17 protein-coding genes are annotated in these 24,494 nt (G+C 51.8%); 5 read left to right on the forward strand and 12 right to left on the reverse strand.

All coding sequences use genetic code 11. The features are described 5' to 3' along the window. The first annotated feature begins 3 nt into the window (after positions 1–3). Positions 4–1,086 (forward strand): FecCD family ABC transporter permease, encoded by a 1,083-nt coding sequence (locus GZ59_RS15690; protein WP_011094761.1) that lies wholly within the window; start codon positions 4–6, stop codon positions 1,084–1,086. Beyond that, positions 1,083–1,883, forward strand: coding sequence for an ABC transporter ATP-binding protein (locus GZ59_RS15695; protein ID WP_011094762.1), 801 nt, complete (start codon positions 1,083–1,085; stop codon positions 1,881–1,883). Before GZ59_RS15690 ends, GZ59_RS15695 begins: the two co-directional genes overlap by 4 nt. A 56-nt stretch (positions 1,884–1,939) precedes the next feature. On the opposite strand, the gene GZ59_RS15700 is transcribed toward GZ59_RS15695, so the two are convergent. From GZ59_RS15700 to glyA, 7 genes are all read right to left on the reverse strand, one after another. Next, a complete protein-coding gene (locus GZ59_RS15700) occupies positions 1,940–2,263 on the reverse strand; it encodes a hypothetical protein (RefSeq protein WP_011094763.1) in 324 nt (107 codons plus the stop codon). An 84-nt stretch (positions 2,264–2,347) separates the two neighbouring features. Beyond that, positions 2,348–4,015, reverse strand: coding sequence for a methyl-accepting chemotaxis protein (locus GZ59_RS15705; protein WP_039293059.1), 1,668 nt, complete (start codon positions 4,013–4,015; stop codon positions 2,348–2,350). 455 nt (positions 4,016–4,470) lie between these two features. After that, the gene (locus tag GZ59_RS15710; protein ID WP_011094765.1) at positions 4,471–5,598 is read right to left on the reverse strand and encodes an ABC transporter substrate-binding protein; all 1,128 of its coding nucleotides are present in this window, start codon (positions 5,596–5,598) and stop codon (positions 4,471–4,473) included. A 118-nt stretch (positions 5,599–5,716) separates the two neighbouring features. Beyond that, positions 5,717–6,805 carry a nickel/cobalt transporter gene (locus tag GZ59_RS15715; RefSeq protein WP_039293063.1) on the reverse strand — a complete coding sequence of 363 codons (1,089 nt, stop codon included), beginning with the start codon at positions 6,803–6,805 and terminating at the stop codon, positions 5,717–5,719. Continuing rightward, the gene (locus GZ59_RS15720) at positions 6,796–7,455 is read right to left on the reverse strand and encodes a DUF1007 family protein (RefSeq protein ID WP_039293067.1); all 660 of its coding nucleotides are present in this window, start codon (positions 7,453–7,455) and stop codon (positions 6,796–6,798) included. The genes GZ59_RS15715 and GZ59_RS15720 overlap by 10 nt, the downstream gene beginning before the upstream one ends. 44 nt (positions 7,456–7,499) lie before the next feature. Continuing rightward, entirely contained in the window at positions 7,500–8,660 is a 1,161-nt protein-coding gene (locus GZ59_RS15725; protein WP_039293069.1) for a 3-phenylpropionate MFS transporter, read from the reverse strand. Positions 8,661–9,118: 458 nt separating this feature from the next. Further along, the gene (gene glyA / locus GZ59_RS15730) at positions 9,119–10,372 is read right to left on the reverse strand and encodes a serine hydroxymethyltransferase (RefSeq protein WP_039293073.1); all 1,254 of its coding nucleotides are present in this window, start codon (positions 10,370–10,372) and stop codon (positions 9,119–9,121) included. A 360-nt stretch (positions 10,373–10,732) separates the two neighbouring features. Between glyA and hmpA the strand changes: the two genes are divergently transcribed. The 3 genes from hmpA (at position 10,733) to pemA (ending at position 15,390) form a co-directional block, all read left to right on the forward strand. Then, positions 10,733–11,923, forward strand: coding sequence for an NO-inducible flavohemoprotein (hmpA, locus tag GZ59_RS15735; protein ID WP_039293075.1), 1,191 nt, complete (start codon positions 10,733–10,735; stop codon positions 11,921–11,923). 599 nt (positions 11,924–12,522) lie between these two features. Continuing rightward, positions 12,523–14,181 carry a pectin acetylesterase PaeY gene (gene paeY / locus GZ59_RS15740; protein ID WP_011094771.1) on the forward strand — a complete coding sequence of 553 codons (1,659 nt, stop codon included), beginning with the start codon at positions 12,523–12,525 and terminating at the stop codon, positions 14,179–14,181. A 102-nt stretch (positions 14,182–14,283) separates the two neighbouring features. After that, positions 14,284–15,390 (forward strand): pectinesterase PemA, encoded by a 1,107-nt coding sequence (gene pemA / locus GZ59_RS15745; protein ID WP_011094772.1) that lies wholly within the window; start codon positions 14,284–14,286, stop codon positions 15,388–15,390. A gap of 89 nt (positions 15,391–15,479) precedes the next feature. Here pemA and glnB read toward each other — a convergent pair whose 3' ends face one another. From glnB to purL, 5 genes are all read right to left on the reverse strand, one after another. Beyond that, positions 15,480–15,818, reverse strand: a complete 339-nt coding sequence (gene glnB, locus GZ59_RS15750) for a nitrogen regulatory protein P-II (RefSeq protein WP_005970202.1) — start codon at positions 15,816–15,818, stop codon at positions 15,480–15,482. Positions 15,819–15,977: 159 nt separating this feature from the next. Beyond that, positions 15,978–17,315, reverse strand: coding sequence for a two-component system response regulator GlrR (glrR, locus tag GZ59_RS15755; protein ID WP_039293079.1), 1,338 nt, complete (start codon positions 17,313–17,315; stop codon positions 15,978–15,980). Further along, positions 17,312–18,148, reverse strand: a complete 837-nt coding sequence (qseG, locus tag GZ59_RS15760; RefSeq protein WP_039293082.1) for a two-component system QseEF-associated lipoprotein QseG — start codon at positions 18,146–18,148, stop codon at positions 17,312–17,314. Before qseG ends, glrR begins: the two co-directional genes overlap by 4 nt. 35 nt (positions 18,149–18,183) lie before the next feature. After that, positions 18,184–19,620: a sensor histidine kinase gene (locus tag GZ59_RS15765; RefSeq protein WP_039293087.1), complete on the reverse strand. Its 1,437-nt coding sequence runs from the start codon at positions 19,618–19,620 to the stop codon at positions 18,184–18,186. A gap of 838 nt (positions 19,621–20,458) precedes the next feature. Further along, positions 20,459–24,343, reverse strand: a complete 3,885-nt coding sequence (gene purL, locus GZ59_RS15770; RefSeq protein ID WP_011094776.1) for a phosphoribosylformylglycinamidine synthase — start codon at positions 24,341–24,343, stop codon at positions 20,459–20,461. Between the last annotated feature and the right edge of the window lie 151 nt (positions 24,344–24,494).

Below are 24,494 nucleotides of genomic sequence, written 5' to 3' on the forward strand. Positions count from 1 at the left end.
TTCATGAGTACAACCACTGAACCGGGTATCCACAATACTGCCGTGGATGCCAACACCATTATGGACAACTATCGCGCCATCATTCGACGCCGTGTGAGTGTTATGGCGATACTGCTGTTGATCATCATCGGCTCGTTGTTGCTGGATTTCACGATGGGACCTTCGGGACTCACGCTTGATGTGCTCTGGAACACGCTGACCGACCCGGCCAGCGCCGATGCAGGCACTCGCGTGATCGTCTGGGATATTCGTCTGCCTTATGCGTTGATGGCCATTATCGTCGGGCTAGCGCTCGGCCTGGCTGGCGCAGAGATGCAAACTATCCTGAACAACCCGCTGGCCAGCCCGTTTACGCTTGGCGTTTCCTCCGCCGCTGCATTCGGCGCTGCACTGGCGATCGTCCTTGGAATCGGCATCCCCGGCATTCCGGCTCAGTGGTTTATTTCTGCAAACGCCTTTATCTTTGCTCTGCTGGCAGCATTGCTGCTTGATGGCATTACGCGCTGGACGCAGGTCGCCACCTCCGGCGTCGTGCTGTTCGGTATCGCGCTGGTGTTCACCTTCAATGCGCTGGTTTCTATGCTCCAGTTCATCGCCAACGAAGACACGCTGCAAGGTCTGGTGTTCTGGACGATGGGCAGTCTGGCCCGTGCCTCGTGGGAAAAACTGGGCGTCCTGCTGCTGGTGCTGGTCATCGTTATGCCTATTTCACTGATGAGCTCATGGAAACTGACCGCACTGCGGTTGGGTGAAGATCGCGCCGTTAGTTTTGGCATTAACGTTCGCCGTCTGCGTCTGGCGACGCTGCTGCGCATCAGTATCTTGTCTGCCATTTCGGTCGCGTTTGTCGGCCCAATCGGCTTTATCGGTCTGGTTGCTCCGCATATCGCACGTATGATTTTCGGTGAAGATCACCGTTTCTATCTGCCTGCCAGTGCACTAACGGGTGCGCTGGTGCTATCGATGGCGTCTGTTGCCTCGAAAAATCTCATTCCCGGCGTCATTATCCCGGTGGGTATCGTCACCTCACTGGTTGGTGTGCCATTCTTCCTGAGTATCATCCTGCGCCACAGAGGGAACGTATGAGCCAGCAAACCGCTTCTGGATTACGACTTTCCCACTTTCGCGCAGGCTACCCTAAGCGTCAGGTGATCCGCGATCTGTCCGTGCCGCAGTTGCCGCGTGGAAAGATCACGGTGCTGCTCGGCCCCAACGGCAGTGGAAAATCAACCCTATTGCGCGCGATGGCGGGTCTGAACGCTTCCGAAGGTGAACTGTGGTTGGATGACACTAACCTGATGACACTCCCGTTCGCTCAGCGAGCGGAAAAAGTCGTTTATCTGCCGCAGTCGTTGCCCGCCGGCGTGCACTTGCACGTACTGGAATCCATTATCGTCGCACAGCGCGCGTCCGGCGGCATGCACAACGCCGAAAAGCAGGATGAAGTCATGACCCTGCTGCGTCAGTTAGGCATCGAGCATCTGGCGTTGAGCTATCTTGATCAGCTCTCAGGCGGACAGAAACAGCTGGTTGGGCTGGCGCAGTCGCTGATCCGTCAACCCTCGTTGCTTTTGCTGGACGAACCGCTCAGTGCGTTGGATCTGAATTATCAATTCCACGTGATGGATTTGGTACGAAAGGAAACGCGTAAGCGCAACATCATCACCGTTGTGGTGGTGCATGACATCAATATTGCCTTGCGTCATGGCGACCACGTACTGATGCTACAAAACGGTAATCTGATTGCAGATGGCGCGCCGGCCGAAGTCATTAGCCCAGAAAGCCTGTCAGCGGTCTATGGCGTACGTGGACGCATCGAACGCTGTTCACAGGGCGTACCGCAGGTGATTATTGACGGATTAGTCAGCGAACCTACCATCTAGGCAATTGGCCGCTCAAATAGCCTCCGGTAAGCAAGTGCCCCGGAGGCATAATACTGCTAGTGTAAACGCTCAGTTCCCAACATATCGCGCATGTTCGTCAGCATGTTCTCAAACAAGCGTAATGCCAACCCTACACTGTTTACGTTGTAGTACAGCGCCGCGTCATGATGCTTTAAATAATCCTCAAACTCTGGTTTACCGATCAATTTATAAATAGCTGTAAATCGCAAAATCAGATGGCTGCAATTATTGAGATACAGATCAAGCGTGCGGTAATCGCTGTTCATTAATTGAGTCAGTAGCGTAGTCATATGCTCGAACTCCGTCAGTAACGACGCATAATTCCCCAGATTTTCCGCACTATGTTCGGTCAATTCCATACCGTCATCTCCCTTGGTCTTCTCTTTTCTCCATCCGTCATCGACTCCTTTGGCCACGCGCCGTTTGGCACGTGGCTCTATAGATTAAAAACGCTGCCAGCCCGCTTCATCCTGAGCAAGCGCATTTTTGTTCTTCGCGGAGGCAAGACGAGGTGCAGATAGGCCGGACGGTACAGAAGCAAGAGCGGGGATCAGCGACGATGAAGCGATTTGTCCCACAATAAATTGCCCCACCAGTTGGCTCAATGTGCTCGCCTGTTCCTGTAACGACTGCGAGGCCGCAGAGGCCTCTTCGACCAATGAGGCGTTTTGCTGAGTCACATCATCCATCTGGTTAACGGCCTGATGTACCTGGCTGATACCCTGACTTTGTTCTTCCGTCGCCGCAGCGATTTCATTAACTAAATCCGTCACCTGCTGGATCGCATCTTTCATCGCCGACATGTTTTTCCCTACATCGCTGGCTTGTTCAACCCCCGAAGACACCAGCGAATTTGAAGCATCAATCAAGTCCTTGATTTCACGCGCCGCTGTAGACGAACGCTGCGCCAGCGTGCGCACTTCACCCGCTACCACCGCAAAACCGCGCCCCTGCTCACCCGCACGCGCAGCTTCCACCGCCGCATTCAGAGCAAGGATATTGGTTTGAAACGCAATCCCTTCGATAAGCGCAATGATGTCGGTGATCTTGCCTGAGCTATTGCGAATATGTTCCATCGTATTCAGCATGGTGCTGACTGAATCGGCGCTATCGATGGAAATTTTGCTGGCATTCCCTGCCAGCAGGCTGGCCTGTTGCGTGTTTTCTGCGTTCTGGCGCACCGTTTCACTAATTTCCGTCATACTGGCCGCAGTTTGTTCCAGCGAAGCCGCCTGTTCCTCAGTGCGGGATGACAAATCCTCATTACCTGCCGCAATCTGCGTTGCCGCACTGCTCACCGACTGCGATGAAGCACTCACCGAGGCCAGCGCTGAAGATACCCGTTGCATCAGGCTATTAAAGGCGCGGGCAGTATTCCCAACTTCATCCTTGCGTCGATCGTCAGCTTGAATCGTCAAATTGAGATGCGTGCTGACGTTTTCCATCGTTTGACTCATATTATTCAAACTTTTCCTGATGCCCAGAATAGTCCTCACAGCAAAAAAGCCAATTAGCAACACGATCAGTAACGCACCAGACAACAAACCAAACCACGTTTGATCATAGATTCGTTTATTAACCTGACGCAGATCGTCGCCCATTTTGACATTAAGATCGAATTGCTTACGATAATTGGCGATCAGATCACGAACGACCTTTCCCGGACCTTCCATTCCCTGAAGCAGGCCGAGAGCGATGTCATTCTGGTTCGCTCTTGACGCATTCAGAAAAACGGGCAAAGACGCCTGTAATTTCTTGGTCAATTCAATCGCCGTATTGGTCAGTTGGCGATCCCCCTCGCTGGAAGCATTATTTTTCAGGTAATACTCATTGAGTACCTTCATCTCTTCGATATTTTTAGTAATGTCTTGCTCAATTGCCGGTAACTTACTGTCGTCATCCGTGGTCTGATGACGATACAAAAAAAGCACCAGTGAATTGCTTTTATCCACCAAATTATTTAGATCTTTGATACTTGGAATCGCATTATCCTGAACATATTCAAAACGAGACTGGAACCCTGATAATAATGATAAAGTAACAATAACCAATGAGATAAGTGCTAGCGACATTAACGAAAACGTCAACAGCAGGCGTTGCGTGATATTCATAACCGCTCCATTTTTGAGTTTTTATACCGCATCTTTCTTCCTGATTCCGGTATGTCAAAATAAACACCATCGTCCTCCAGACATGGCATTTTGAGTAAAAATCAGACATACCTTTACCACGCTCAATTATCGACACAGAAGCGAACAGCTTGATAGTAATGATCGCTTAAACCATTCAATAATCTCAAATAAATAGCCAAAAACTATCAAATAAAGATAATCGATCGTCAGAAACATCCATTCATCGGTAATGAAATAAAGTGAAAGAAAAACGTTTGCGTTGCTACCTCGGTGGGCGAACGATCTGATGGCACAGAACACCAGTTATGTTGTGATGAGCGGCTGATATCTCTTTGCGTCGAGCATGAAGCGGAACGATCGATAAAATGCATAAAAAAAGCACTGACCAATGAGGTTCAGTGCTTTTTTATTATCTGATTGACTGTCTGGCGGCGTTATTTCTTCGCAGGCAGCGTAACCCAATAACCTGGCTGATACGGCAACGGCAGGAACTTCTCATGGAAGGTACGGAATGTGGCATCAGGATCGAGATCTTTAAACAGTTCAGGATGCATCCATTTCGCTAATACCTGAATCGCCACAAACTGATACGGGCTGTCATAGAACTGATGCCAAATAGCATGGGCATTGCCATCGGTTGCTACCGGTAGCGTTTTGAATGCTGAGCGTTCCATCAGTTTTTGCAGGCGTTGCAGCGCTTCTTTCTGATCGGCTCCCGGTCCAACGCCAACCCAGCCATTCGCCGTGTTGTAGTTTTTCCAGTTAGCGCCAGTCACCACCACCACATCTGGGCGAGAGCTGATAATCTGCTCAGGGTTCAGCGTACCAAACGTACCAGGGATGATGTTCTTGGCAATGTTGTCACCGCCAGCAGCCTCAACCATGCGGCCAAAGTTCTCATCACCGAATGACATGCAGCACTCTTCATCATAGCCACCCGCGCGATCGATCATCACTTTCGGGCGCGGCCCTTGATAGTTTTTCAACCGATCGGTGACAATTTCAATCTGCTCACGGCGGAATTTAATAAGCGCTTCTGCACGCTCTGGTTTGCCCACCAGTTGCCCCATGATGTGAATACTTTTCTCTGCATTCTCAAACGGCTTCTCGCGGAAATCGATAAACACGACAGGAATACCCAGCGAACTGAGTTTTTCAATCAATTTTCCTTCGTCCGTCGCGGCCTTGGACTCCAGATTCATCAACACTAAATCGGGTTTCAGCGTCAACGCCTGCTCGACGTTAAACGTGCCGTCTTTCGCACCACCAAAGGTCGGCAGTTTTTTGATTTCTGGGTATTTCTTTTCATAGGCCATATAGCCGTCGTAATCGGCTTTTGGCAAATCGTCACGCCAGCCAACCACGCGCTGGAACGGTGCTTCGGTATCAAAGGCAGCCAGCAGATAAATCTGTCGACCTTCCCCTAAAATAATCCGCTTCACTTCGGATTTGATTTCTACCTTCCTGCCACTGACGTCTTCAATAACAATCGGGTTAGCGCTGACAGCAACGCTCGCACTCAACCCCAACAGAACAACGACTGAGAACAGCCATTTTTTCATTATTATTCCCTTCTGCGATTATGGTTATAGATGATAATAGTTATCATTATTGAAATGATATCCCGCCGTGATTATCGGAGGCAACGGGTTTTTAACGTGAGGTTAATAAAAAGTGAAATCAGCCAGAGAATGGTCGAATACCGCCCATCATTGCGGGCTGTGCGCTGAGGTAAAGCAGAATGCCGGAGCCAACCAAAATCATCCCGCCAGCAAAAGACAGAAGAGAAAAAGTAGCACGCTGCCACACGGGTGATGCGCGATTTGCACCTAACCGTTCAATGACGCGACGGCAGTAAAAGACCAGCACGGCCAGTGCCGAGATAGTAATCGCGGTTCCGGCAGCCATCACCAGCGCAGAAGCTACGCCCCACAGATAGACGCCGATCACTTTAGAGAAAAGCAACACCATGATGGCACCTGAGCACGGGCGCATCCCCATCGCCAAGACAATCATCAGGCGTGTGCGCCAACTGCTACCACGTTCAAGTTCTTCATTGCTAGGGAGATGGCGGTGCCCGCAACCGCAGTCGGCATCATGCTGATGAAGGGAGTGAGACGGCGCATAAATCGGGCTAAGCGTCATACGTCCATGAGCTGCCACGTTAAGCGGGGTTACAGGCAAAGGAATAACGCGCAAAATAGTCGCGGGCTTGGGTTGTCGAACTAGCACGATATACAGCTGTTTTAGCGCACGGAAACAGAGCAGCAGCCCCAGCCCCGCCACCAGCACAAAGCTTCCTTTCTCCATCCAGAAACTGCTGTTATGCAGCGTTCGACTCGACAGTTGCAAGATCCCGAGAACGACTGTCACCAGCGCTATCGCCATCAGCCCCTGAACTAACGAGGCAGCAAGCGTTAACTTCAGGCTGCTTTTCAGCTTCGACGGATGCGTCGCCAAATAGGTCATGATGACGACTTTGCCGTGCCCCGGCCCGACAGCATGGAGCACACCATAGACCAGACTGAACATCATCAAACTCAGCCCAGCCTGATGCGGCTGCTGTTCTACCATCTGCAACAAATTCGACATTTGCTGGTGTAGTGACTTCTGCCAGATCGCGCTTTGCAGCACGATTTGCGGCCAGTATCTCACGATGTAATGCAGCGCCGAGGCAAGCAGCGCCAAAAATATCCACAGCGGCCATAGATCGCGCAGTCGGCTCAACAACGAACGTTGACGCGGCAACGATCCAAGATTTACTGACATTGCAACGTCACCCGCTGTGCAAACTGTTTCCCCAGATCCATGTCTTCATCCGGCGCATCATTCTTATCTAGCGACAGCGCATAAGATTGCAATTCAGTGTTAGGTTTCGGCGTGACGAGCGTGGTTTTACAACGTGACGTTAGCGCGGGTGCCAGCTTAACAGCCTTGTCGCTCTGATAGGACATATCGACAAAGTAGGTAGGATCGTAAGTAGAAATTAGCAACGGCTTTCCGGCCAGCGGCTGTGGATGTGCCAGCGGCAGCACAAACTCCAGTATCGCCTGATTGCCTTTGCGGGAAAGATGATATTCGGTTGGCATCGGCGCATATTTCACGGGCTGACTATCACGATAAATATCGGTGAAATAGTGCTGTCCTAACACATTAGCCATGACTTCTGCCGCCAGCTTTTTCCAGACTTCAGAATCCTTTTTCGCCTTTCCAGCGTCATACAGCAGGTCGGCAGACGTGATGGGATCCATCGTCCACTGCATACGTAAACCGGTGATATTGTCGTTCTGGCTCTCAACTGTGGTCTGCATATCAATAAAACTGTGTGGGTGGGCGAACACGGGCTGACAAAGTGCCAGACCTAACACCAGCAACGTTATCCGACCGTACTCTCGCTTCAAAGCGTTATAATGTAACATTATTTTTACCACGATACGTTATATTGACAGTACATACCATTTGCTTACGCTTTTTCGACAGCAGTATGGTGGCTGACAGAGGGCCGGATAAACAGTGCCGGAACCGCCAACAGCGCCATCACCCAAAACGTGCCGCCCTGCAAATGCTCAAACAGGAAGCCGGACACCATTGTCATCACCGCAATACTCCCGCCCATCGCTAACGCGGAATACACCGCCTGTAGCCGCAGTACGTCACCGCCGCTACGTGCCGCAATAAAGCGCATTGCAGCCAGATGGCAAACGGTGAACGTACCGCAGTGCAATATCTGTATCACAATCAGCCACGGCAGAGCCACCGTCGCGCCCATTAAGCTCCAGCGCACCACGCCGCATACGGCAGAGAGCAATAAAAGCTGTCTGGCGCTCCAGCGTCGGAACAGACGCTGGCTGAAGGTAAAGATGACGATCTCCGCAACGACGCCCAACGACCAGAGATAGCCGATAATCGAGGCGGAATAGCCTGAATCCTGCCAATAAATCACGCTGAAACCATAGTAAGCCGCGTGCGCGCCCTGCAACAGAGATACGCAAAGCAGGAAACGCCATACAGCCGGCTCACTCAGCAATCTTTTCCACGGCGTGACGCTGGCCGACTGCGCTGTCGAGGCTGCCGCCTGCGGCATCACGCTAGGTCGGAGCAACATGCCTAACAGCATGACAGCCAGTCCCACGTTGAAGATCGCCAGAATCGCGGGATGCCCCCAGATAGCAACCAGTTCGCCCGTCGCCGCAGAGGCGATAACAAACGCTATCGATCCCCAAACCCGCACCTTGCCATAATCCATCACCACCTGCCGCTGCCAGGTCGCGGCCAACGCATCGGTCAGCGGCACCAGCGGCGCAAAAAACAGGTTAAACCCGATCATCACTATCATCAGCCACAGCCAGGCATTACCCAGCCAAAAACCGACGACCAACGCCAATGACAACAATGCCAGCCCACGTAACACCGCAATCAATTTGGATGGATCTTTCACACTGGGCGTAATGACCAGACTGCCGACGAAGCGCGCCACCAGCCCCGCTCCCAGCAGCATACCAATCGACTCTGCCGAGAGCCCTTCTCCTTTCAGCCATCCGCCCCAAAACGGCAGGAAAACGCCATAACAAAAAAAGTATGTGAAATAGCTCAGCGCCAGCCAGCGCGTCGATTGCAAAACCATGATTTCTCCCTTTCGACGGCGAACACGCCCGTTCACCACCCAACGAACCGTCGCAAACACGACGTTTATAATTTTCCGCTGAAAATGCGCCAACGCTTTTTACTGGCGATTCTTTTTGCCAGTGATTTTTTTGCTGGTTACTTTTTTTTGCTGGTTACTGTGTCAGAGTGCATGCGGCGGCGCAACGCGTTATTCGTCATTAAACGCGAACGAAGGTATCAGCTTGATCAACTGACATAAAAAATTTCCGGGAGAAATTTTTAACGTTGCGTCAGCAACGGCCCGTAAGGGTGGCGGCTAGGGGTGGCATGCCATAAAAAAACGTGGGGAACGTTTTTCAACGTCGCTTGCGACGGCCCGCAGGGTGGCGGCCAAGGATGGCGCGCCATAAAAAACGCCAGCACACAGGCTGGCGTTTGAGACATGTTCCGACAGTGATGTCAGAGAAAAATGCCGAATTATGCGTAAACCGGGAAGCGGGCGCAGATATCCAGAACTTTTTGCTTCACGCGTTCAATGGTCGCTTCGTCGCTGATGTTATCTAACACATCACAGATCCAGCCAGCCAGTTCACGTACTTCCGCTTCTTTAAAGCCACGACGCGTTGCCGCTGGCGTACCGATACGGATACCGGAAGTCACGAACGGGCTCTTCGGATCGTTAGGCACGCTGTTTTTGTTCACGGTAATGTTCGCACGACCCAGTGCTGCATCGGCTTCTTTACCCGTCAGGTTTTTGCTGACCAGATCCAGCAGGAACAGATGGTTGCTGGTCGCACCAGAAACCACGTTGAAGCCACGTGACAGGAAGACTTCTACCATTGCTTTGGCGTTTTTCGCAACCTGCTGCTGATAGACTTTGAACTCAGGTTCCATCGCTTCTTTCAGTGCAACCGCTTTACCCGCGATAACGTGCATCAACGGGCCACCCTGACCGCCAGGGAAAACAGCGGAGTTCAGCTTTTTATACAGATCTTCGTCGCCGCCTTTCGCCAGAATCAGGCCACCGCGTGGGCCAGCAAGCGTTTTGTGCGTAGTCGTGGTCACGATATGAGCATGAGGAACCGGGTTAGGGTAAACATCTGCGGCAATCAGACCCGCAACGTGCGCCATATCGACAAACAGATAAGCACCGATGCTGTCAGCGATTTCACGCATTTTCGCCCAGTCAACCACGCCAGAGTAGGCAGAGAAACCGCCGACAATCATTTTTGGCTGGTGCGTACGCGCCAGTTCAGCCATTTCGTCGTAGTCGATTTTACCGCTTTCGTCGATGCCGTAAGGGATGACTTTATACAGTTTACCGGACAGGTTAACCGGAGAACCATGCGTCAGGTGACCACCGTGTGCCAGGTTCATACCCAGAATGGTGTCGCCCGGCTGCAGCAGCGCGGTGTAAACAGCGAAGTTAGCCTGAGAGCCGGAGTGCGGCTGCACGTTGGCGTAATCTGCACCGAACAGCGCTTTCGCACGATCGATCGCCAGTTGCTCAACGATGTCAACATACTCACAGCCGCCGTAGTAACGTTTGCCCGGATAGCCTTCAGCATACTTGTTCGTCAGCTGAGAACCTTGAGCCTGCATCACGCGTGGGCTGGTATAGTTTTCTGACGCAATCAGTTCAATATGCTCTTCCTGACGCACCACTTCTTGCTCCATTGCTTGCCACAGGTCGGCATCATAATCGGCAATGTTCATTTCACGCTTTAACATCCGGATCTCCTGACTCAGCTAACATAAATATACTGGGAATTAATGGCCCATTTGGGAATTGGGCTACCCTTTTGGGGAATAGCGTATAGTGTAAACCGTTTCTCCCTAATGAAGATAGGTCTTGACAGAGGTTTTTACGCAAACGATTAGCTATAGGCAGCGCAAGGCTTCAGCAAATATAAACCGCGTGGCGGCAAGCAGATTTTTCTTCATTCTCAACCTGCTATTTCTTCATGTTATTCCCTCAGGCTCACTCTACAAACCCCCACCACCAAAAAGGTAATTTACAGCGACGGACAAACCCAATAAGATGCATATAAAATACAACTTATAAAATATGCCAATAAATAAGGAGTCACCATGCTGGATAACCACACTATCGCCATCGTTAAATCGACCATTCCTCTGCTGGCGGAAACCGGCCCGAAACTAACCGCACATTTTTACGATCGCATGTTTACACATAACCCTGAGCTCAAAGATATCTTTAACATGAGCAACCAGCGCAATGGCGATCAGCGGGAAGCACTGTTCAATGCCATTTGTGCTTATGCGACGAATATTGAAAACCTGGCTGCGCTGCTGCCTGCGGTTGAGCGCATAGCCCAGAAACATACCAGTTTTAACATTCAGGCAGATCAGTATCAGATCGTGGGTAATCACTTATTGGCCACGCTGGACGAAATGTTTAGCCCAGGGCAAGAAGTGCTGGATGCCTGGGGTAAAGCCTATGGCGTGCTGGCGAACGTTTTCATCCAGCGCGAGGACGATATCTATCGCAGCACCGAAACGAAAAACGGCGGCTGGAGTGGCGTGCGGCCTTTCCGTATTGTGAACAAGCAGCTACAAAGTTCCGTGATTACCAGCTTCACTCTGGAACCCACCGATGGCCAACCTATTGCAGATTTTCAGCCGGGCCAGTATCTGGCGATTTATATCAAGCATGACAGTTTTGCCAATCAGGAAATTCGCCAATACTCGCTGACTCATGCGCCGAATGGGAAATCCTACCGGATTGCGGTTAAACGTGAAGCACAAGGCACCGTTTCCGGCTATCTGCATGATACCGCTCGCGAAGGCGATATTGTTCATCTGGCGGCTCCGCACGGCGACTTCTTCCTTGATATTCCAACCGACACACCGGTTGCCTTGATTTCAGGCGGCGTGGGGCAGACCCCCATGCTCGGCATGCTGCATACGCTAAAACAACAGGCTCATCAGGCGAAGGTGCTATGGCTGCACGCGGCAGAAAACGGCACAGCACACGCGTTTGCTGATGAAATTGAACAAACGGGGCAGGCGCTGCGGCATTTCGATCACCACATCTGGTATCGGGAACCGCAACAAGCCGACCGTCTGGGTGAAGATTATCATCACAGCGGACTGATGCAGTTGGCCTCGCTAAAAGGCGAATTAACCACGCCCGATATGCACTATTACCTGTGTGGCCCCGTGGTTTTCATGCAGTTTGTCGCACAGCAACTGCTGGCAATGGGCATTCCCGCAGAGCAGCTACATTACGAATGTTTTGGTCCACATAAAGTCGTCTAACCCTCATTGGTGACGGATGAAACCCAAAGGTCGCTTATGCGGCCTTTTTTCATCTTTCAGAAAACCACCAACATATACCCTAAATAATTCAAGTTGCGTGACAAAACGTTAGCGTTTTGAACAACGCTCTGCGTTGACCCTTTAGGGCAAGGCCCATTTATGGCCTTGTAACGCGGCAACTGCGCTGGCCCGAAGGGTGAGTCTCATTTATGAGGCTCATTAATCCCCAGGAGCTTACTCAGGTAAGTGACTGGGGTGAGTAAAGGCAGCCAACGCACAAGCAGCTTGAAATATGACGGGTATAAAACACCTTATTGATCACAAATCTATATGCCAATACGGCAGTGCTCCGCTAAAAAAGAGCTGGGTCACAAAAAATCACGCATTATTAAAATAACATTTCACTTTTAATGAATTGTCATTTCACCACAAGAACCTGCGTTTAGGCATCGCCCTTGAATCGGCTTGGGTGCACAATGAAAGCCCCAGACGTTTTCTCTAAAGGTCGTGACAAGAACGATAAAAAACAGCGATCTTCCTTTGATAACGCTTGGGTTCATTAACCGTTTTCGATTAACCAACAAGGGATATGTCTAACCATGGCAAAACGTTTTTCAGAAAGTGTAGCTTTAGCTCTGATACTTTCCGCCCCTTTCACACTGGTACACGCTAAAACTCCCGCCGCTGCGCACCAGACCGCCGCGCCAGAGAGCGTTAAATTACTGTCAGGTACAACGCTAGGTGAGAAAACCGGGTTATCCGGTAGTGTCACCGCACGGGATATTCATCTGCCCGCCACCATCATTATTAGAGATCAACAGGGCCAGAAACGGCAGACACAGACCGATGAGCAAGGAAAGTATCATCTTGATATCTCTGGCCTCACGCCACCGTTACGTCTTTTAGCCATCGAATCCGGTGGTAATAACTGCCTGCTGAATAATATTTCTCGGGCAATTTGTCTGTCCGCTGTCGCTCCTTCACTGCATGACGGCAAAGAAAATATCGCTAATATCAATCCGCTGACCGACCGCATTACTTCAGATATCGCGGTGGCATCAGGCTACATTGGTCCACAGCAGTTAACGGACGACACAACATCACCAAAACTGAACACCACAGCATGGAAAAAAGCCTACGCTGATTTTCATGCTGGCTTTAATGGCGCGTTGAAGCAGGTAGGCATCAACGCCCCCACGCGCTTCGACCCTCTGACCTACCCCGCCACTCAGCAGGAAGCTGTCACCAAAATCGTCAGCGTTATTAACCATAACCGCAATTATCACAACAATACGGGCTACTCCGGCCACGCGGTGCTGACTGATAGCGCATTTCACCCGATTGTTGGCCTGAACGATAAAGGCGACTATGAACCATTGGATTATCGGTCTGCCCGCCAGAATCTGGATGCGATTCAGAAAGCGCAAACCCGCATTTTCATCGTCGGCGACTCAACCGCAGCCACCTATGAAAAGGGGCGCTTCCCACGCATGGGATGGGGACAGGTTTTTGAACAACAGTTCAGTAAAAACAGCGGCGTAAAAGTCGTCAATGGCGCACGTTCAGGCCGTAGCTCACGCGACTACTTTTACGAAGGCTGGTTCCGCCAGATGCAGCCCCTGATGAAAGAAGGTGACTTCCTGTTTATTCAGATGGGACACAACGATCAAAACTGCAACGGGGCGAAAGCGGTACGCGGCCCTGCTGATGTCGCTAACCTCTGCACTTATCCAAACGATGCCGCAGGGAAAAAACAGGCACCGCAGGGGAAAGCCGATATGTCATTCCAGACATCGCTGGAACGCTATGTCGCCTTTGCCCGTCAGCACAAACTCACGCCGGTTCTGCTGACCCCAACCACCCGAGTCAAAACGGCTGAAGGCAAAGAGGGTACACCGGCCGTACATAGCCACTTCACCAAGCAAAATTCAGAAAAGGGTTATGCCTTCATCGGTGATTACAGCCAGACGATCAAAAACACAGCAACGGATAACAAGGTGATTTTACTGGACGTTGAGCCTGCCACTATCGCGCTGGCGAATCAGGGCAACAGCGATCATTGGAAACAATACTGGCTGGCGATCGATCCCAAACAATACCCTTTTTATCACGATCAACTAGGTAGCCTGAGCAAGCCGGATACCACTCATTTTCAGAAAAAAGGCGCGATTGCCGTGGCCGGAATTGTCGCTGACGCCATTCGGCAGGAACCCGCTTTAGCGTCGCTGGCGGAAAAAACGGCCAGCAAGCACAAGTAGTCATCTGTCAGGCAAAAACAATAAGACAGAACCACGCGCGGCGTAACGTAGCCGCGCGTTATAGACCTTCCTCTTTCCCTTACCGATTACAGGACTCTGGACATGATAAATGCTTCACATCTCGGCAAGACGCTGACCTTAGCCATGTTAATTTCCTCACCCTGGGCGTTAGCGCAGGCAGCCGACTACAATGCGCTGGTTTCCGCTAATGTAACGGACGCCAAAGCCTACAAAACCATTACTGAAGCTATCGCCAGTGCCCCGGCAGACAGTTCTCCGTTTGTTATCTATGTGAAAAATGGCGTATACCACGAACGTCTCACCGTTACGCGTCCCAACATTCATCTCCAGGGCGAAAGCCGTGACGGCACCGTGATCACCGCAACCACCGCCGCTGGGATGCTCAAACCAGATGGCAGCAAATGGGGAACCTATGGCAGCAACACGGTGAAAGTCGATGCCCCCGATTTCAGCGCCCGTTCACTGACCATTAGCAACGATTTCGATTACCCGGCCAATCAGGCAAAAGCTGATGAGGATCCAACCAAATTAAAAGACTCGCAGGCCGTTGCATTATTAGTTGCCGAAAATAGCGATCGTGCGTGGTTCCATGATGTCAGCCTGACAGGCTATCAGGATACGTTATATGTGAAAGGTGGACGCAGCTTCTTCTCAAAATGCCGTATCAGCGGCACCGTTGATTTCATCTTTGGCAACGGTACTGCGCTGTTTGACGATTGCGATATCGTCGCGCGTAACCGTACCGATGTGAAAGATCAGCCGCTTGGCTATCTCACCGCCCCCAGCACCGACATTAAACAAAAATATGGTTTGGTCATTATCAATAGCAGGGTGATTAAAGAGAAAGACGTTCCGGCGAAAAGCTACGGCCTGGGCCGCCCTTGGCACCCAACGACCACCTTTGAAGATGGTCGCTATGCCGATCCTAATGCTATCGGCCAGACTGTCTTCCTGAACACCAGCATGGATGACCACATCTATGGCTGGGACAAAATGTCAGGCAAAGATAAACAAGGTGAGAAAATCTGGTTCCATCCGCAGGACTCGCGCTTTTTCGAGTATAAATCCAGTGGCACAGGCACAGAGAAAAACGATCAGCGCCGTCAGTTGAGCGAGGCGGAAGCGGCTGAATATACCGCAGATAAGGTATTGGCGGGTTGGGTTCCGACAGCGCCTAAAGGGAAGTAAATGTATAGAAGCCAGCCTGATGAGGGCTGGCTTCCTGAAACTCGAATTATTTAGAGTATGCAGCGGTATTGACAGAGTGGGCGAAACGATTAAATCGCTTCCTCGTCCTCTTCACCGGTACGAATACGGACAACGCGTGCCACATCAAAGACAAAGATTTTGCCGTCGCCGATTTTACCCGTCTGCGCGGTCTGCGTGATGGTTTCAACACAGGTATCGACGATATCATCTGATACAACAATTTCGATTTTTACTTTCGGCAGAAAATCGACCATGTATTCTGCGCCACGATACAGCTCTGTGTGGCCTTTCTGACGACCAAAGCCTTTCACTTCCGTTACCGTCATCCCTGTGATGCCCACTTCAGCTAACGCTTCACGCACATCGTCCAGTTTGAACGGCTTAATAATCGCATCAATTTTCTTCATGGAGGAACCTTTGTGTTATCTATGTTGCGGCCAAAGCCGAGCATCAGCGAGTAAACAGCATGTCAGAACTCAGGCAGACAATCTATATCCGTCATACTTTACGCTGTTTGTGAGTTGAGCTCTTACCCACCTCGCATCACACTGCCTGTTCTCTCAGCGCTAGTCTTTAAAATCGTTGGCATCCAACTCGTGGCGGCCCAGCAGTTTATAAAACTCCGTTCGATTACGCCCAGCCATTCGTGCAGCCTGCGTCACGTTACCTTTTGCGATCTGTAATAATTTTCGCAAATAGTTAAGCTCAAACTGATGACGCGCTTCAACAAACGTCGGCAACGCGGTATTTTCACCTTCTAGCGCCTGTTCAACTAACGCGCCACTGATCACTGGTGCGCTGGTCAGCGCCACACATTGTTCGATGACATTCACCAGTTGGCGCACGTTACCCGGCCAGCTCGCCGTCATCAAACGCTTCATCGCATCGGTTGAAAAGGTGCGCACAAAAGGCTTGTGACGATTGGCTGATTCGCGCAGCAGATGGTTTGCCAGCATCGGGATATCTTCAGCGCGTTCATGCAGCGCTGGCAGCTTCATATTCACCACGTTGAGCCGATAATACAAATCCTCGCGGAATTCGTTTTTTTCCATCGCCTTCGGTAAATCACGGTGCGTGGCGGAAATAATCCGCACATCAATGTCCAGATCGCGGTTACTCCCCAGCGGACGGACTTTTCGCTCCTGCAAAACGCGCAACAGCTTAACCTGCAAAGACAGCGGCATATCGCCGATTTCATCTAAAAACAGCGTACCGCCTTCCGCTGCTTGAAAAAGCCCTTCACGGCTGCTGACAGCACCAGTAAAAGCCCCTTTCGCATGACCGAACAGCTCCGACTCCAACAGTGGCTCTGGCAGCGCACCGCAGTTAATCGCGATAAAGGCTTTTTTCGCTCGCGGGCTTGCCGCATGAATAGCCTGAGCCAGCACCTCTTTCCCGGTTCCGCTCTGGCCATTAATCAGCACGCTGACGTCAGACTGTGCGACCATTCGGGCCTGCTCCAGCAGACGCAGCATAATTGGGCTGCGCGTTACGATAGTTTCACGCCAGCTTTCATCACCTGCCGGCGCAGACAGCGCCATCGCTTCATCTATCGCTTTGTAGAGCGCATCACGGTCAACAGGCTTCGTGAGGAAGCTGAATACCCCTTGCTGCGTAGCCGCAACCGCATCGGGAATAGAACCGTGAGCGGTTAGAATGATCACCGGCATCCCCGGCTGATAACGCTGAATTTCAGAAAACAGCGCCATGCCATCCATTTCGTCCATACGAAGATCGCTGATCACCAGATCGAATGTCTCACGCGTTAACAGACGCAGTGCCTCTTGGCCGCTCTCCGCTGTCATCACGCTGAATCCCTCGCTGGTCAGACGCATTCCCAACAGTTTTAGCAGGCTAGGGTCATCATCCACGAGCAACAAACTCGCCGTTTTTCTGGCTGTCATTGTCTTGTTGACTCCTTCTTCGTCGTCGGTTTGTCCGTATGTGATTCCATCGGCGGCGTATAGGTGTCATCCGCATTTACGGGTTCATTTCTGGATTTCGTTGCCGAATTACGTGAGCCGTCTCTATTCGCACCAGCACCGCTGCGACGCTCGGCGTCGTTATCTGGCATATCTCCCGATAGTTGCTTACGGGACGACAGTTGACGCTCAATATCCGTCAGATTTTCCAGTTTCTGCGTGGTGGTTTCTAACTGGTATTGCAGGTGGCTTTGTTGCACTCGTAGAGTGTCTAGCTGTTTGTCGCTGGATTCCTGTAAACGCTTATAGCGCAGGCGTTCATCCGATAGCGCCAGAAACAGCGTTTGTCTGTCACGCCAGGTTTGCATCAGCGGACGCAGCGCCGCAGGGAAAGCCAGGCGATATAAATTGATCTGTGCCAACACCTGACGCCGTTCAGCCTGAGTGATACCGGCGTTATCCAACAAAATGCCCTGCTTAAACACGCTATCCCAGCCATCACCCGCAACCTGTCCAGCTTCCTCACGGGCCTGAAATTGCGTCAAACGCCCAGCACAGTCCATCGCCCGTAACCAGTACAGCGCGTTGTTCATGGATTCACGATCGTCTATCTGCCAGAGATGCTCGCATTGTGCGATACGGAAATCGGCAACCTGCTCTTTAGGCGGCGTCACTTCTGTCTCCAGCAACGCGGTACCGCTGTTCACATGACTATTACACGCAGCCAAAACGAGCGGCGACGACACAGCCACCGTTTTCAACAGACGGGAAAATACGCTATTCGTAAGCCATCCCTTCATAAGCCCTACATTCATTATCTATTCATTCTCGGAATTTAGTTATTCTCGGACTATTCGTTATCGGACAATAAGGGCAGCTCGATGCGGAAACACACATCAGCATAGTCCACGGTAATTAGGCTAAGCTCACCACGCATACGACGAATGCAATCACGCGCAATGCTCAACCCCAACCCACTTCCTTTTACTGCACCACGGCGCTGATGGCTTCCCTGATAAAAGGGCTCGAAAATCATGCTCCGCTCAGCATCAGGAATAGGCGTACCGCTGTTGGCGACATCAATCTGAACGCGATTGCCAATCTGACGGCTATAAATCCAAATGTTACCGGATTCCTTACCGTAGTGCACCGCATTGGAATAGAGATTCTCAATCACTCGCATCAACAACGTTGTCTCCGCCCAACAGTGTTCAACGGCCAGCGTCACATCGGTGTGAATCATTTTGGCGCGAGCAGGCAGACTGTGGGACGACACAACAATATCGACAATCTCTTCGATTTCAACGCGTTCCAGCTCGGTCGGCGTATCCGCAAGCTTGCGATTATAGTCGAGCAGTTGATCGATCAATTGCAGCAGGTGGCGGCTGCTGCTATCGAGGATATCAACGACCTCTTTCTGATCGGCAGTCAGCGGGCCGACGACCTCATCCGCCAACAGTTCGGTCCCTTCCCGCAGGCTAGCCAGCGGTGTCTTGAGTTCGTGGGAAATATGGCGCAAGAATTCATGCCGCTGCGACTCCAGCCACGACAGGCGCTCGCTCAGCCAAATAATGCGCTGCGCCAGCGTCCGAATCTCACGCGGCCCTTTGAAGGTACTGGTGTTGCCCAACGAGCGCCCTTCCCCAAGGCGATTAATCATCCTCTCTACGCCATTAACTGGGCCGATAATCATCCGCGTAAAGAGAACCACCAGCAGTACGCTGACTAGGAATAGCAATAGCGCCTGCCAGCCAAAGAACTGGCCGCGTTCAGAAATGGCCTGCTGGAGTTGTTGCCCGCGGGAGAAAACGACATCACGTGTCACCTGTACCATCTGTCCGTTAGCGCGGGAGAACCCTTCTAGCAGGCTGGATGCTGTTTGTTCCGGACCACTGTTATGGCAGCGTATTTCGCCGAGTTGAGTAAGGAGTTGACGTAGCGTCTGGTAATAACGGGGATCGGGTAGTACCTGCGCGTGAGAGTCCAGCATTTGCGAATACTGTTTACGCTGGTTCTGATAGAGCGTCGCCAGCGTCTGATCGTCCAATACGCAGTATTGCCGATAACTGCGTTCCATCGCCAACGCGACGCTGGTCATTGCCTCACTGCGGCGAGCATCCGTCAGCGTTGTCCGGTTAATATCTGCAGCCTGTTCGCTCAGCATGTTCAGGCTTTGATAAGCCTGATAGGCCAGCACCAACAGCGGCAGCAACACCAGCAAGAACGCCATAATTACTAATTGCCGCAAGGAACGCGGGAATAAACGCCATCGTTTCAAAGAAATCATCTCGTTACCTATCGAATCCGCTTTGATGCTAACTGAGTCTTATAAAAGTTCAACGTTTTCCCTTACGGCATGCGCAATACGGCATGAATACCGATGTAACACTGTAGAAAGTAACGCTGTAGAAAGTAACGCCGTAAAAAGCAATCAGGGGGATTCACTGGAGGAGATGTGACGGGTAAGAAAGCATCACGCGGCCAGAAGAATCGCTCCCTCTGGCCGCGTAACTGAATAGGCGGTGCCTCACTCAACGTGTCGTCCGATGCTTGATAAAGTTCGTTTTCACGCCCTGTTATCGGTCTGGTGGACGATAGGCACCCTTTCTTTTGGCATCATTCCAGATGTTATGAGCGAAAATATTTGCCAGTTAGCAACGCAATCATAACCAGTTGAATGAGCAACACTGATTAAAATGCACGTATCATGCCAACATCAAAAAATAAAAAATAACACACTAATTAATAATGATTTTTACTTTAAAAATCACCAGAAAACACATTAACCAGAATCCAAATAACGAAAATACGCGTAAAAGAGACGATTTATGTCGCTAAAAACAGACAGCTTTATGACATCATTACGCTATCTATATAAATCAATCATTTAAATGTCACTAATTAGAGACAGCGAAAAACCAGTCCGTCGCAAAAAAACGACAAACCGAGAAAACAGACGTAAAAAAGGGGCCGAAGCCCCTAATGCCGATCGTTTAAAAACCGAGATACACGGAGCGACCACGGGGCGAGGTGTCCCTACGGGAACCTCATCCCCGTGTTTCTCCTAAAATGAGGCTTAAGTGATCAGTATTAGGCCGAAGCCCCTTTCCCTAACTGACGTTAGCTCAGCCCAGCTGTCTGCGTGCGTTGCGGAACATACGCATCCACGGGCCATCCTCGCCCCATTCTTCTGGATGCCAGGAGTTACTGACGGTGCGGAACACGCGCTCAGGATGCGGCATCATAACGGTTGCACGGCCGCTGGTGCTAGTTACCGCCGTAATACCGTTTGACGAGCCATTTGGGTTAGCCGGATAGTTTTCGGTTACCTGTCCGTAGTGGTTGATATAACGCAACGCGACCAGACCGTGCTCTTCAATCGCCGCTAAATGCGCATCGTCGCGAACTTCAACTTGCCCTTCGCCGTGTGAAACAGCAATCGGCATACGTGACCCTGCCATGTCGTTCATGAACAGCGACGGGCTTTTATCCACTTCGACCAGACTGAAGCGCGCTTCAAAGCGATCGGATTTATTGCGGACAAAACGCGGCCAGAGATCGGCTCCCGGAATCAGCTCACGCAAGTTAGACATCATCTGGCAGCCGTTACATACGCCCAGCGCCAGCGTCTGCGGACGCAGGAAGAATTCAGCAAATTCATCACGCACGCGAGCGTTGAACAGAATAGATTTAGCCCAGCCCTCACCCGCGCCCAGCACGTCACCATAAGAGAAACCGCCACAGGCAACCAGCGCTTGGAAATCCTGCAAGTTACGGCGATTTGCCAGCAGGTCGCTCATATGGATGTCGATGGCATCAAAGCCTGCACGGTGGAACGCCGCCGCCATTTCTACGTGGGAGTTCACACCCTGCTCACGCAGGACAGCCACTTTAGGCCGGACGTTCTTAGCAATGTAAGGTGCGGCAATATCTTCCTTCGGATCGAAGGTCAGCGATACATTCAGACCGGGATCGTTATCATCCTGTCTGGCGATGTGTTCCTGATCGGCACACTGTGGATTATCGCGCAGGCGCTGCATCTGCCAGCTGGTTTCAGCCCACCAGCGGCGCAACGTCGAACGGCTTTCCTGATAAACCGCTTCTGCACCCTGATTGATGGTGAAACGCGTTCCTTCCTCAGCCTGACCGAGATAATGCACACAATCTGCCAAGCCATGCAGCGCCAGAATAGCGTCCACTTCGGCACGACGCGCGGCCGGAATCTGAATAACGGCACCCAACTCTTCGTTAAACAGCGTCGCCAGCGTATCCTCGCCCTGAGACGCGATATCAACAGTGACACCGCAGTGGCCAGCAAATGCCATCTCCGCCAGCGTCACAATCAAGCCACCGTCTGAACGATCGTGGTAGGCCAAGAGCGCCTTAGCTGCGACCAATTCTTGGATAGCATTAAAGAAACCTGCCAACTGCTCTGGACTATGAACATCTGCCGTTTTACGACCTAATTGGCGATAAACCTGCGCCAGCGCCGTCGCGCCCAGCGCTTTATTGCCTGCGCCCAGATCGATCAGCAGCAGCGCATTATCCTGCCCGGTGCGCAGCTGTGGCGTTACCGTGTTACGCACGTCTTCCACACGAGCAAACGCAGAAATCACCAGCGACATCGGCGAGGTGACCGCGCGATCTTCGCCTTCTTCCTGCCAGCGGGTTTTCATCGACATGGAGTCTTTACCCACCGGGATCGTCAGACCCAACGCCGGACAAAGCTCCTCACCCACGGCTTTAACCGCATCGTACAGTCCAGCATCTTCGCCGGGATGCCCTGCTGCGGCCATCCAGTTCGCAGACAGCTTCACGCGGGTCAGCGGGCCAATGTGCGTAGCAGCAATGTTAGTCAGCGCTTCACCCACGGCCAAACGCGCGGAGGCTGCGAAGTTACGCAGCGCGACAGGCGCACGTTCGCCGATAGACATCGCTTCGCCGTAATAACTGTCGAGGCTGGCGGTGGTCACAGCACAGTCAGCCACCGGCACCTGCCATGGCCCGACCATCTGATCGCGCGCCACCATACCGGTGACAGAACGGTCACCAATAGTGATCAGGAAGGTTTTTTCCGCAACGACTGGCAAGTGCAACACGCGCTCGACCGCTTCAGCCAGATAGATGTCGTCACGCTGTAGCGGCGTACCCTCTACCTGTTTGCGCTCAACGTCACGCAGCATCTTCGGCGTTTTACCCAGCAGCACATCCAGCGGTAAATCGATAGGTTGGTTGTTGAAGTGACGATCGTTCATCGTCAGATGCAGCTCTTCCGTCGCTTCACCAATCACCGCATAAGGTGCGCGCTCACGGCGGCAAATCTCATCAAACTGTGCCAGTTGTTCAGGGGCAACCGCCAGAACGTAGCGTTCCTGCGATTCGTTACACCAGACTTCCAGCGGACTCATGCCCGGTTCGTCGTTCAGAATATCGCGCAGTTCAAAACGACCACCGCGACCACCGTCACTCACCAGTTCCGGCATAGCATTAGACAAACCGCCCGCCCCGACATCGTGGATGAACAGGATCGGGTTAGCTTCGCCTAATTGCCAGCAGCGGTCGATCACTTCCTGACAGCGACGCTCCATTTCTGGGTTATCGCGCTGCACAGAAGCAAAATCCAGATCCGCATCGGACTGACCCGATGCCATGGAAGAGGCCGCGCCGCCGCCCAGACCGATATTCATGGACGGTCCGCCCAGCACAATCAGTTTGGCTCCGACGATAATTTCGCCTTTTTTGACATGATCGCCACGGATGTTACCAATGCCGCCTGCCAGCATGATCGGTTTATGATAACCGCGCAGCTCTTCGCCATTGTGGCTATCGACACGCTCTTCATAAGTACGGAAATAGCCAGTCAGTGCAGGACGGCCGAATTCGTTGTTGAATGCCGCGCCGCCCAATGGGCCTTCGGTCATGATATCCAGCGCGCTGACAATGCGATCTGGCTTGCCGAACTCTTCTTCCCACGGTTGAATAAAGCCAGGAATACGCAGGTTCGATACGGAAAATCCCACCAGACCCGCTTTCGGTTTGGAGCCACGGCCTGTCGCGCCTTCGTCACGGATTTCACCGCCAGACCCTGTTGCTGCGCCCGGCCACGGTGAAATCGCGGTTGGGTGGTTATGCGTTTCAACCTTCATCAGGATATGTGCGTCTTCCTGATGGTAATCATATTGTCCGTTGGCATCGGTATAGAAACGGCCGACGGCGGAGCCTTCCATAACGGCGGCGTTGTCTTTATAGGCAGAGAGAACGTGATCGGGTGTGTGTTCAAAGGTATTTTTGATCATTTTGAACAGTGATTTCGGCTGAGTTACGCCGTCGATCACCCAATCTGCGTTAAAAATCTTGTGGCGGCAGTGCTCAGAGTTCGCCTGTGCGAACATATACAGTTCGATATCGGTTGGGTTACGGCCCAGATTGTTGAAGGCTTCCAGCAGATAATCGATTTCATCTTCCGCCAATGCCAGCCCCAGACGGACGTTCGCTTCTTCCAATGCCTGACGCCCTTGCAGCAGAATTTCGATGCGCTTGAAAGGTGCTGGCTGATGATGAGAGAACAGGGCCGCAGCCTGTTTCAGGTCGCTAAATACGCTTTCCATCATCCGGTCATGCAGCAGTGCCCCCAGTTGCTGCCACTGCTCATCGTTCAGCGTTGGCGCATGAATATAGAAAGCCAGACCGCGCTCCAGACGCAGTACTTTGCTTAATCCACAGTTATGGGCGATATCCGTCGCTTTGGAAGACCACGGTGAAATGGTGCCGGGACGTGGCGTCACCAGTAACAGATGACCTTGCGGCTCGTGCTCCGCGAGAGAAGGACCATACTTCAGCAAACGTGTCAGTTTGGCCTGTTCATCATTGTTCAGCGGAGTGCTGACATCGGCGAAATGTACGTATTCAGCATAGATATCGCTGACCGGCAAAAGGTGCTCTTTGCAGCGGACCAGCAATTTATTAATACGAAAAGCCGATAAAGCAGGTGAACCACGCAGTATTTCCATAATCTAAAGTTCTCTCGTCTTCGATGCACTGGCTGCAATACAGCCATTGGGCACAACAGGGGGGAAACGCGCATATTATAGAGAATCCTTCCCTCGGACGAAACCGTTTGCGTGGCGATAATTTCACTTCGCATCCACCGAATGATTAATC

The sequence above is a fragment of the Pectobacterium atrosepticum genome (genome assembly GCF_000740965.1).
Classification (GTDB): domain Bacteria; phylum Pseudomonadota; class Gammaproteobacteria; order Enterobacterales; family Enterobacteriaceae; genus Pectobacterium; species Pectobacterium atrosepticum.

What these genes read in the sequence shown, in the direction of transcription:
- GZ59_RS15690 (WP_011094761.1), top strand. Translation starts at nt 4, where the DNA reads ATGAGTACAACCACTGAACCGGGTATCCACAATACTGCCGTGGATGCC.
- GZ59_RS15695 (WP_011094762.1), top strand. Translation starts at nt 1,083, where the DNA reads ATGAGCCAGCAAACCGCTTCTGGATTACGACTTTCCCACTTTCGCGCA.
- GZ59_RS15700 (WP_011094763.1), bottom strand. Translation starts at nt 2,263, where the DNA reads ATGGAATTGACCGAACATAGTGCGGAAAATCTGGGGAATTATGCGTCG.
- GZ59_RS15705 (WP_039293059.1), bottom strand. Translation starts at nt 4,015, where the DNA reads ATGAATATCACGCAACGCCTGCTGTTGACGTTTTCGTTAATGTCGCTA.
- GZ59_RS15710 (WP_011094765.1), bottom strand. Translation starts at nt 5,598, where the DNA reads ATGAAAAAATGGCTGTTCTCAGTCGTTGTTCTGTTGGGGTTGAGTGCG.
- GZ59_RS15715 (WP_039293063.1), bottom strand. Translation starts at nt 6,805, where the DNA reads ATGTCAGTAAATCTTGGATCGTTGCCGCGTCAACGTTCGTTGTTGAGC.
- GZ59_RS15720 (WP_039293067.1), bottom strand. Translation starts at nt 7,455, where the DNA reads ATGTTACATTATAACGCTTTGAAGCGAGAGTACGGTCGGATAACGTTG.
- GZ59_RS15725 (WP_039293069.1), bottom strand. Translation starts at nt 8,660, where the DNA reads ATGGTTTTGCAATCGACGCGCTGGCTGGCGCTGAGCTATTTCACATAC.
- glyA (WP_039293073.1), bottom strand. Translation starts at nt 10,372, where the DNA reads ATGTTAAAGCGTGAAATGAACATTGCCGATTATGATGCCGACCTGTGG.
- hmpA (WP_039293075.1), top strand. Translation starts at nt 10,733, where the DNA reads ATGCTGGATAACCACACTATCGCCATCGTTAAATCGACCATTCCTCTG.
- paeY (WP_011094771.1), top strand. Translation starts at nt 12,523, where the DNA reads ATGGCAAAACGTTTTTCAGAAAGTGTAGCTTTAGCTCTGATACTTTCC.
- pemA (WP_011094772.1), top strand. Translation starts at nt 14,284, where the DNA reads ATGATAAATGCTTCACATCTCGGCAAGACGCTGACCTTAGCCATGTTA.
- glnB (WP_005970202.1), bottom strand. Translation starts at nt 15,818, where the DNA reads ATGAAGAAAATTGATGCGATTATTAAGCCGTTCAAACTGGACGATGTG.
- glrR (WP_039293079.1), bottom strand. Translation starts at nt 17,315, where the DNA reads ATGACAGCCAGAAAAACGGCGAGTTTGTTGCTCGTGGATGATGACCCT.
- qseG (WP_039293082.1), bottom strand. Translation starts at nt 18,148, where the DNA reads ATGAATGTAGGGCTTATGAAGGGATGGCTTACGAATAGCGTATTTTCC.
- GZ59_RS15765 (WP_039293087.1), bottom strand. Translation starts at nt 19,620, where the DNA reads ATGATTTCTTTGAAACGATGGCGTTTATTCCCGCGTTCCTTGCGGCAA.
- purL (WP_011094776.1), bottom strand. Translation starts at nt 24,343, where the DNA reads ATGGAAATACTGCGTGGTTCACCTGCTTTATCGGCTTTTCGTATTAAT.